Raw genomic sequence first — 9,374 nt, forward strand, 5'->3', positions numbered from 1 at the left:
CTAGGGACTGCCACGCGGAGCGAATAACACTCTCTCCCCTCATCGTAATTTCTGTCACCGACCGCCTTCGCGCGGCCTTTTCGCATGCGCGACATTTGCTTGTCGACAATATGGCGCAAAAAGGGCAACCTGTCTGTCCGAGTTGAAAGAACCGTGTTAGTGTAGCTGACCCGTAGTGTTGCGGGCGGGGGTTCAAGGTGGCGAGTAGTGACGTGATGGAGCCGATTGAGACCGTAAAGGTCGTCGGAAGGGTCAAATGGTTCGATGCCGGCAAGGGTTACGGCTTCATCGTGCCGGACCAGCCGGAATTGACCGAAGAGAGAGACGTGCTGCTGCACGTCACCAGCCTGCGCGACGCAGGTCATGAGTTGGCGGGCGAGGGCGCATCTATCGTCTGCGAGTGCGCCAAACGAGCCAAGGGCTGGCAGGTCGTCAATATCGTGGAGCTGGAGGCCAGCGCCGCGCCGGTTCGACGTGAACCGATGCACAGTTCGGCCCACGCCTGGGCGGAAGGCGCGCCTGAGGGGCCGCTGGAAGCCGCCGTCGTCAAATGGTTCAATCGCACCAAGGGCTACGGATTCGTCGTGCGTGACGGTCAGGCGGGCGATATCTTCGTCCACGTCGAGACGTTGCGCCGCTGCGGTCTGGACGACCTGCTGCCGGGCGACCCGGTGAACGTGCGCTTCGCGGTGGGCCCCAAGGGGCTGGTCGTGGCCGATATCAGACCGGGCGGGTGATCTTCGTCCGATAGGGGGACGAAGACATGGACTACAGCCGGCGCATCCTTTTGATTCTGGCCCTTTCCGCGGCCGCTGCAACGACGGCCTGCGCGCAGAAGGGGCCGCTGGATGCGACCGGCCGCCCGCTGGAGCCGCTGGCGATCGTCACGGCCTCGGGCGAGCACAAATTCATGGTCGAGATCGCCGACGACGATGAAAGACGGCAGCGCGGCCTGATGTTCCGTCCGCCTTTGCCCGACGACCGAGGGATGCTGTTCCAGTTCCCCGTGGCCGGCGAGCAGAGCTTCTGGATGCGCAACACGCCCAGTTCGCTGGACATCCTCTACATCGATCCGCGTGGGCGAATCGTTTCGATCGCCAAACACGCCACGCCCAACTCCGAAGCGCCGATTCCGTCGAACGGGGCGGCCAATGGCGTGCTTGAATTGCGGGCTGGTCGGGCGGACGAGATCGGCGCCAAGCCTGGCGACCAGGTTAAACACCCCTTCTTTCGACCCTGAGCCACAATAGGGCGCCTCATCCGTTGCGGAGGCCGCCCGCCCGTGCCATGAGAGCGCTCCGTCGGTCCGGGGTGTAGCGCAGCCTGGTAGCGCATCTGGTTTGGGACCAGAGGGTCGGAGGTTCGAATCCTCTCGCCCCGACCACGGATTAGCCTCCTTCAGGCGGAGGCGTCGTATCGCATGGATATGACCATCAGCGTGCGACTGTTCGAGAGAACTGTAGCTCTTGCCTCATAAATCCGGCAGTCGAAAACCCGTTACAGCACCAATGGCGTCGAGCCAGTCGGCCCACATGGCTGGATCGGCGGTCTCTTCGGTTCCGCCTTGCATGCCAGACAATAGATCAGTGATCTGAGTGTCGGCGCGTCCGCCACGCTCCCAATAGGCCTCAAGAAAAACTCTCATCGCCTGATAGGCTTGGTCGGTCGTCAAGGTCGGGAGGGTGGACATATCGGCCTCGACGCTTGTTTGAAGGGTAAGCGGTCCCGCGACCGTCAGGTCGAGGCGTAGCCGCCGTTGATGGCGTAGGAGAAGCCGATCGGCAGGGCGGCGCGGAACTGGGTGAAGAAGGCGGCCAGTTCGCCCAGGGTCGAGCGCGGCACGAAGATGATGTCGCCGCGCCGCATCGGCGTGATTTCGGCGCGGGGCGCGCTCAGGTCGATCACCTTCATCATGCGGACGTCGCCGGGGCCGCGACGAATCAGAGCGCAGCGCGAAGATCTGGCGGACGGCAGCACGCCGCCGGCCATGATGACGGCCTGATAGGCGTCGATGTCGCCGGGCATGTCGAACATGCCGGGATTGCGTACCTCGCCATCGACCCAGACCTTCAGCGGGCCGGCCTGGCGCAGCGTCACTTCGACCTCGGGGCGCAGCAGGTGGGGGGCGTAGCCGTGGGAGATGTCGGCCTCAAGTTCGGACAGGCTGCGGTCCGCCGCCATGACGTGGCCCAGCAGCGGCAGAGAGACCCGGCCGTCAGGCGCGATCTTCAACTGGCGCGTCAGCTCCGACGCGGTCGGCAGGGCCACCTCGATGTCGTCGCCGGGATAGAGCCGATACTCCGGCTCCACCTCGGTCCAGTCGGCGAAGGGCAGGTTGGGCGGGAAGTCGTCGACCACGGTCGGTCGCGGTCGGGCGCCGCCCGCAGGGGCGCCGCTGGCGCATCCGGCCAGTCCGGCGGCCAACGCCATGAGGATGAGGCGGCGATCAATATCCATGGTCGGGGACGGTCCAGGCGGAGAAATTTCGTCTTCGGCAAAGCTGACGGCTTATAGGTAATGCGTGGTTAACGCATGGCCCTCAATGTGGCGCACAATAGTCATTGACCGAGAAATTCGATCTTCATGCGTTCCTCCCTCGCAGCAGCTCGTCCCCGTTACGGCGTCGTCGACGTCGTGGCCTTGCTGTTCCGCGAATTGCTGCTGATGATCGTGATCTTCCTGGTGATCGCCGCCATCGGCGCGGCCGTCGTCATGACGATGAAGAAGACCTACACGGCCGGCGCCAGCCTGTTCGTCGGCGTGGGCCAGGAATACGTCTATCAGCCGCGCGTGGGCATGGGCGAACGCGCCATGCCGCCCTCGGCCAGCGAGGTGGCTCAGTCCGAGGCCGCCATCCTGAACAGCCTTGAGGTCAAGCGCCGCGTGGTGCGCGCCCTGGGCGTCGAGAGCTTCCAGGGCGGCGTGCCCTCGACCGAGAGCCCGGCGCGTCAGGAAGCCGCCGCCATCCGGTCCGTGGCCTCGGGCCTGGGCGTGGAGGTCACGCCGCTCAGCCCGGTCGTGGGCCTGAGCTACAAGAGCGGCGATCCGGCCCTGTCGGCGCGTGTGCTGAACACGGTGATCGACCAGTACCTGACCTATCGCCGTGAGGTGTTCCAGGATCGCGCGACCTCGGCCATCCGCACCCAGCGCCAGACGTTCGAGCAGGAGTTGGCCGACGCCGACCGCGCTTACGAAGAGTTCCTGCGCACCAACGCCATCGGCGACTTCACCACGGCCAAGTCGACGGTCGCCAACAGCTATCAGTCCGTCTTCACTGAACGGATGGGCGTTCAGGCCCAGTTGCAGCAGGCTTCGCAGCGGCTGGCGACCCTGGTGGCGCAACTGGCGCGCACCCCGGCCGAGGTCGCCTTGTATCAGGATCTGAACGTCTCGGCCCAGGATCTGATCCTGCAACTGCGCACCGAGCGCGAGAGCCTGCTGGCCCGCTATCAGCCCGACGCTCAGCCGGTGCGTGAAATCGATTCCAAGATCGCCCAGCTTCAGACCTATGTCGGTTCCGGCACGGCCGTCGGCGCCAAGGAGGTCCGCACCGGCCCGAACCCTGTCTGGGTCGAGCTGGAGACCACCCGCATCAACGCTCAGGCCGAACGGGACGCCCTGGGCGCCCGCCTGGCGGTGCTGGATCGTCAACTGGGCGATCTGCGCGCGCGGCAGACGCGCCTGACCGAGCTGGAGTCGCGCAACTCGACCCTGGCCGGCAATCGCGAGGTGCTGACCGCCTCGATCCGCGAGTTCCAGCAGCGCGAGACGCAGAGCCGCGCCGACAACGAACTGGTCAAGGCGGGCGCCGACAACGTCACTGTCATCGAACGCGCCCAGCCGCCGTCGAAGGGCAAGAGCCTGCGCTTCCCGCTGATGGTCGCGGTCCTGGCCTTCGCCGGCTTCACCGCCCTGTGCGTCGGCCTGCTGCGGGTCTTCCTGCAGCGCGGCTTCGTCATGCCGACGACCCTCAGCCGCACGCTGCAGGCGCCGGTCCTGGCCGTGGCGCCCGCCAAGAGCGCCTGAGCCTTGCTCGTGCTAGGCTGGGCCAAAGGGCGCACGTAACGATTCGCATGGTCGATCTGACGACGGAAATGGCCGGACTGTGGGCGGCGCTGGGGCCAGCGCCGGCTCATCGCGGCCGCGTGATTCTGTTCGCCGCCGCCCAGACGGGCGAGGGCGTCTCGACCGTGGCGCGCGAGTTCGCCCGCATGGCCGCCGTGCGCGGCCGTCGCCCGGCATGGCTGGTCGACGGCGACCTGACGCAACAGGCGCAGATGGAGCAGGTGGCGGCGCAGCCGGACCGCTTCGGGCGACTGGGGGCCGCGGTCCAGGCCTCGCCGGACGGATCGGCCTTCTATGCCGTGACGCCGCCGATGCGGGATCGCGAGGGGCGGCCGGTGGCGCCGGGGCGGTTGATGACGGCCAAGACCTGCCTGGGCGGCCGTCTCTACGTCACGCGGTTCCACAATGAAGTTCTGCGCGCCGGTCAACGGGCTGAGGCGATCAACGACGCCCGCTACTGGACCCGGCTGCGCGCCCACGCCGACACGGTCGTCATCGACGCCCCGGCGGCGGATCGCAGCGACATGATACTGACCCTGGCGCCGCTGGCCGACGCCACCGTCCTGGTGGTTGCGGCGGAGACGACCGACGCGGCCGGGCCTGTCGCCCTGCGTGACGAGATCGACGCCCAGGGCGGCCGCATCGCCGGGGTGGTGATGAACCGGGCCAAGTGGAAGCCGCCCGCCTTGCTCAAGCGGTTTATCGGTTAAGCCGAACTAGCCCCGCTCGGCCGCGCGTTTCAGTCGGTCCAGTTCGCGTTGGCCGTAGAACTGCGGCTCGAAGCCCTTCATCCAGAACAGCTTACCCAGCCCCCGCGCCGTGCGGTCGGCCATTTCAGCGCGCCTGGGGTGACGGATCAGGCTGAAGGCCAGCGTCGCTGCGCCCCAGACCGCCGCCTGCGCCGCGCCGACCGCCATCCAGCGCGCGACGCCGGGCCAGTTCTTCGCTTCGGCGGCGGTCTGGCTTGGTCCCTGGCCATAGGCGAAGGCGCGCGTCAGGGCGTAGCGCAGGGTGGCGCGGTGGGGCGGGGCGAACTCGTCCACCCAGGCGTCGGCGGCCCAGCCGAATCGGCCGCCTCGCGCCTCGAGGGCGGCGAACAGCACGTCGTCCTCGCCGCCGATCTGATCAGATCCGACATGGAAAGGCTGGTCGCCGGGCAGGGCCGTGGCCCGCACCAGCAGGGAGTTGCCGCAACCGTGGGCGTGATCCAGCACGCCGTCCCGATCCGGTCCCTGGCGGCCGAAGAAACGCTCCAGGTAAGGGGTGGTCCAGCCGGTTCCTTCGGGCACGCGGCCGCGAATGGGGCCGAAGACGGCGTCGGCGCCGCTTGCTTCCTGAGCGCGCAGCAAGGCGGCCAGCCAAGCCGGCGAGGCGGCCTCGTCATCGTCTAGGAAGGCGATCAGCGGCGCCGAGGTGGCGGCCAGTCCGGTGTTGCGCGCCGTGGCGACGCCGGGGCGCGGCGCATGGGTCCAGATCAGGGGGACGGGGGCTTCCGACCGCAGGGCCTCGACCGTTTCGCGCGAACTGGCCTCGGGGTCGTTGTCGACGACGACGATCTCGCGCAGCCGACCTGCCACGCCTTGCTGAGCGAAGACCGAACGCAGGGCGCGCGTCAGGCTCTCCAGACGGCGCATGGTGGGGATGACGACGGCGACGTCGGGCGCGCTCATATCGCCTCCGCATAGAGGGCCGCGCGATAAAGGCGCAGGGCGAAGGCCCGCAGCCCGGTCGGCAAGACGGACGCGCGGGCGGCGCCCTTGATCAGCGGACGCAGCGCCTTCAGCCCCGGCACTGCTTTCAACGCCTTGGCGACGCGATAGCTGGGATAGGCGGAAACGAAGTCGGGATGGCGGGCCACGACGCGGGCGAAGTTCGGCGCTGACTGTTCATATTTCGCGGCCAGGGCCTCGACCGTGTCCAGGCCCATGTGGGTGGCGGGGTTGTCCAGATGGACGACCTCGAACCGGCGCGAGACGCGCATGGCCCATTCCACGTCTTCCCAGCCCCAGCCGCTGAAGCCGGAATCGAAGGTCTCCGTATCGAAGACGTCGCGACGGACCAGCAGATTGGAGGTGAAGACGTATTTCTCGGGCTGTTCAGCGCGCTGGGCGGCGGGGATGCAGTCGGACCGGGCCGCCATGTGGCGATGGACCGCGAAGCGGGCGTCCTGCGGCGCCTGCAACAGCGAGAAGCCGCCGAAAGCCACCGCCGGGCGTGCATCGCGGGCCAGATCAACCCACATCTTCAGGAAGCCCGGATGGTCGGGCCGCATGTCGCTGTCCAGGAACAGGAAGGCCTGACCGCGCGCGGCCTGCGCCAGGCGGTTGCGGCCTTCCGAGCGGCCCTGATTGGCGCTGAGCGAGATCAGGCGCACGGGCAGGGCCATGCCGTCGATCAGGGCGCTCAGACGCGCGGTCAACGCGGCGTCCTTGGTGCCGTCGTCCAGAACGATCAGTTCGGCCTGTCCGGCCAGCGTCGGCGCCTCGGCGTCCAGACGCTGCAACAGGTCGGTCGGATCATCGCGCAGGAAGGGGATCAGCACCGACAGGATCGGTCGCACCTCGGCCCATGCGGAGCTGTCGTGCTGAATTGCGTGACTCATGCCGCCTGCCTCCGTGCGCGCAGGAAAGCTTTCAGCCGCACGCTCAGGTCGCGCACCCCGGCCGCGTTCAGGGCGTAGGCGACCACGCCGTAGACGATCATGCCCACGCCTGCGTCCAGCATCAGCTCAAGGAAGCCTCCGATCGGCGGCAGCATCATCACCACGCCGGCCATGACGGCGGCGGCCGCGCCGCAGCGCACCAGGGCGTTCCACGGCACGGGCAGAGGCAGGATGCGCCGCCCGATGGTCATGGAGGCCGCCAGGCCTAGCGCGAAGCTGATCGCCGTCGCCCAGGCCGCGCCCATGACGCCGAAGCGCGGGATCAGCAGGACGTTCAGGATGATGTTGCTGCCCGCCGGAATGCTCATGGCCAGCAGCAGCCAGCCGGTGCGGCGGCCCAGGGTGAAGGCCTGTCCGAAATAGTAGGTGGTCATGCCCGACAGGAAGGCGCCCAGCGCCACCCACGGTGTGACCGAGGCGGCGACCGTGCGCAGGTCTTCGCCGATCATGAACTCGGCCAGCGGCCGCGCCACCAGCGCCACGCCCACGGCGGCGGGCAGGCCGATCAGCACCAGGGTCGAGGCCTGCTCGCGCGCAGCGGCCTGAAGATCCTCGCGCCCGCCGCGCTCCAGCGCCATGACCAAAGCTGGAGCGCCCGCCGCGCCCAGCCACACGAACATGACGTCCAGCGTGCGGTTGGCGATGCTGTAGGCCGCGTGATAGGCGCCGACCGCCGCCTCATCCATGAACAGGGCCAGCAGGAAGCGGTCTGTCGAGGCCAGCACTACCGTCAGCCCCAGGCCGACGGCGATCGGATAGCCGTAGACGGCGTAGGCCTTCAGCCGCTGGCGATCCAGCCGTCCGCGCTTCGCCTCGCGCAGTTCAGCGGGCAGGACGAAGGGCAGGGCGGCCAGCGGCGCCAGCAGCATCCCGGCCAGCGGCGCCTCGGCCCCCATCCCCAGCAGGGCCAGGCCGACGCCGAAGGCCAGCCCCGCGACCGCGCTCCAGATGTCGATGGCGGCGGCGGGGCCGACCTCGCCCGCGGCGCGGAACCGCTCCTGCGCCAGCTTCAGGAAGCAGCGCACGGGAATCCCCGCCAGCGCCACCGCCAGCGGCAGGCGGAAGTTGTCCGGCATGGGCCACAGCCACACCAGCAGGCCGGCAACCGGCACGAAGACGGCGGTGATCAAGAAGGCCGCGCGATACAGGCTGGCGAAATGCTCGGCCATCTGCGTTTCGTCGGACTGGGCCGCCCAGAAGCGGGCCATGGAGGCTTCCAGCCAGCTGAAGGTCGCCACATGGGCCAGGGTCAGCACTGCATAGGCCAGCGCGTAGCGCCCGAAATCCTCGGGCGACAGCAGGCGCGTAAAGATGATGATGGTCAGAAACCCGACCACGCCCTGCACGATATTGGCCGGCAGGTAGCCGAACACCCCCCTCCAGAACATCAGCGCACGGCCATCCGGTCGCCCAGAAGCACGGGAATGGTCACGGCGATGATCCACAGGTCCAGCCAGAAGGACTGGCGCTCGATGTATTCGATGTCGAGCTGAACCCGGTCGCGCACTTCATCCGCCGTGTGCAGCGGCCCGCGCGAGCCTTTGATGGCGGCCCAGCCGGTCATGCCGGGCTTGATGCGGTGGCGGTGGGCGTATTCAGCGACCAGACGCGCCGACTCGGCGTCGCCGGTCTTCATGCCGATGGCGTGCGGGCGCGGCCCGACCAGCGACATCTCGCCGCGCAGCACGTTCACCAGCTGCGGCAGTTCGTCCAGGCTGGTGGCGCGCAGGATCTTGCCCAGGCGCGTCACCCGGTCGTCGCCGGCGGTCACCTGACGGCTGGCGGTGGCGTCGGAGGCTTCCTGACGCATGGTGCGGAATTTCCACACCACGATCTCCTCCTGATTGAAGCCGTGGCGGCGCTGGCGGAACAGGGCCGGCCCCTTGCTGTCCATCCGCACGGCTAGGCCGATCAGGAACAGCACAGGGCTGAGCACGACCAGGGCCAGAGCCGACAGGATGATGTCCAGGATGCGCTTGTTGAAGGCGCGCCGCTCGCCGTCCACCGCGCCGCCCAGCAGGGGCAGGGAGGAGGAGGCCAGCTTTTCCAGCGCCTCGTTCCGCTGGGCCGCGCCCTTGGGGTCGACCAGCAGGGTCAGGGGAATGGGCAGAACCTCAAGGCGATGGGTCAGGGCGCGGACGCGCGCCTCGGCCTTGGGATCGATGGCCAGGATGACCCGGTCGATATAGGGCGTCAGTCGATGCTCCAGCAGGGCGTCGGTGCCGCCCAGAACCGGCACGCCGGCCAGGGCGTCGGGCGTGCGGGCCAGGCGGTCGTCGAACACGCCCAGAATGTTCAGGTCGCGCCGGTCCAGCGCCTCGCGGATCAGCGATTCGGCGTGACGGGTGGCGCCGACCACGACGACGTTGGGCGTCAGATCGCCCCGGCTGCGCCATTGGGCCACCAGCATGCGCCAGATGCTGTGCAGTCCCGTCAGCAACACCGCTGAGGCGATCGCCCACCAGCCGTACTCGGCCAGCGGCGTCTCACCGTTGGGCAGGGCCAGGCCCAGCAGGCAGGCGAAGGCGCCGCCCAGGCCCGCCACGGCGGCGACCCCGGCCAGATGGCGCGCGGGCGCCCGGCTGTTGTCAAAACGATACAGGCCCAGCGATCGCATCAGGCCCAGGGTCATCAGCGCGCCGATCAG

10 protein-coding genes and 1 tRNA gene are annotated in these 9,374 nt (G+C 68.4%); 5 read left to right on the forward strand and 6 right to left on the reverse strand.

Features of this window, described 5'->3' with window-relative positions; all coding sequences use genetic code 11:
• Positions 1-215 precede the first annotated feature (215 nt).
• The 3 genes from B2Y21_RS10870 to B2Y21_RS10880 all read left to right on the forward strand — a co-directional run bounded on the left by B2Y21_RS10870 (position 216) and on the right by B2Y21_RS10880 (position 1,384).
• Positions 216-737: a cold-shock protein gene (locus tag B2Y21_RS10870; protein WP_292059719.1), complete on the forward strand. Its 522-nt coding sequence runs from the start codon at positions 216-218 to the stop codon at positions 735-737.
• A gap of 26 nt (positions 738-763) precedes the next feature.
• Positions 764-1,240, forward strand: coding sequence for a DUF192 domain-containing protein (locus B2Y21_RS10875; RefSeq protein ID WP_292059698.1), 477 nt, complete (start codon positions 764-766; stop codon positions 1,238-1,240).
• 67 nt (positions 1,241-1,307) lie between these two features.
• Positions 1,308-1,384 (forward strand) — tRNA-Pro (locus tag B2Y21_RS10880).
• Between the two features lie 87 nt (positions 1,385-1,471).
• Here the strand turns inward: B2Y21_RS10880 and B2Y21_RS10885 are convergent.
• Both B2Y21_RS10885 and B2Y21_RS10890 read right to left on the reverse strand, forming a co-directional pair.
• Complete coding sequence (locus B2Y21_RS10885) at positions 1,472-1,690, reverse strand: hypothetical protein (RefSeq protein ID WP_292059699.1); 219 nt, start codon at positions 1,688-1,690, stop codon at positions 1,472-1,474.
• A 44-nt stretch (positions 1,691-1,734) separates the two neighbouring features.
• Positions 1,735-2,457, reverse strand: coding sequence for a polysaccharide biosynthesis/export family protein (locus tag B2Y21_RS10890; protein WP_292059701.1), 723 nt, complete (start codon positions 2,455-2,457; stop codon positions 1,735-1,737).
• A gap of 126 nt (positions 2,458-2,583) precedes the next feature.
• On the opposite strand from B2Y21_RS10890, the gene B2Y21_RS10895 reads away from it, so the two are divergent.
• Positions 2,584-4,026, forward strand: coding sequence for a GumC family protein (locus tag B2Y21_RS10895; protein ID WP_292059703.1), 1,443 nt, complete (start codon positions 2,584-2,586; stop codon positions 4,024-4,026).
• 47 nt (positions 4,027-4,073) lie between these two features.
• Positions 4,074-4,775 (forward strand): hfsB, encoded by a 702-nt coding sequence (locus tag B2Y21_RS10900; RefSeq protein WP_292059705.1) that lies wholly within the window; start codon positions 4,074-4,076, stop codon positions 4,773-4,775.
• Positions 4,776-4,781: 6 nt separating this feature from the next.
• On the opposite strand, the gene B2Y21_RS10905 is transcribed toward B2Y21_RS10900, so the two are convergent.
• From B2Y21_RS10905 to B2Y21_RS10920, 4 genes are all read right to left on the reverse strand, one after another.
• Positions 4,782-5,735: a glycosyltransferase family 2 protein gene (locus B2Y21_RS10905; RefSeq protein WP_292059708.1), complete on the reverse strand. Its 954-nt coding sequence runs from the start codon at positions 5,733-5,735 to the stop codon at positions 4,782-4,784.
• The gene (locus tag B2Y21_RS10910) at positions 5,732-6,667 is read right to left on the reverse strand and encodes a glycosyltransferase family 2 protein (protein ID WP_292059710.1); all 936 of its coding nucleotides are present in this window, start codon (positions 6,665-6,667) and stop codon (positions 5,732-5,734) included. The genes B2Y21_RS10905 and B2Y21_RS10910 overlap by 4 nt, the downstream gene beginning before the upstream one ends.
• Positions 6,664-8,115 (reverse strand): lipopolysaccharide biosynthesis protein, encoded by a 1,452-nt coding sequence (locus B2Y21_RS10915; RefSeq protein ID WP_292059711.1) that lies wholly within the window; start codon positions 8,113-8,115, stop codon positions 6,664-6,666. Before B2Y21_RS10915 ends, B2Y21_RS10910 begins: the two co-directional genes overlap by 4 nt.
• A partial coding sequence (locus B2Y21_RS10920; protein ID WP_292059713.1) for an exopolysaccharide biosynthesis polyprenyl glycosylphosphotransferase occupies positions 8,115-9,374 on the reverse strand: 1,260 nt, incomplete at its 5' end. The genes B2Y21_RS10915 and B2Y21_RS10920, both read right to left, overlap by 1 nt.

The sequence above is a fragment of the Brevundimonas sp. UBA5936 genome (assembly GCA_002430835.1).
GTDB lineage: Bacteria > Pseudomonadota > Alphaproteobacteria > Caulobacterales > Caulobacteraceae > Brevundimonas.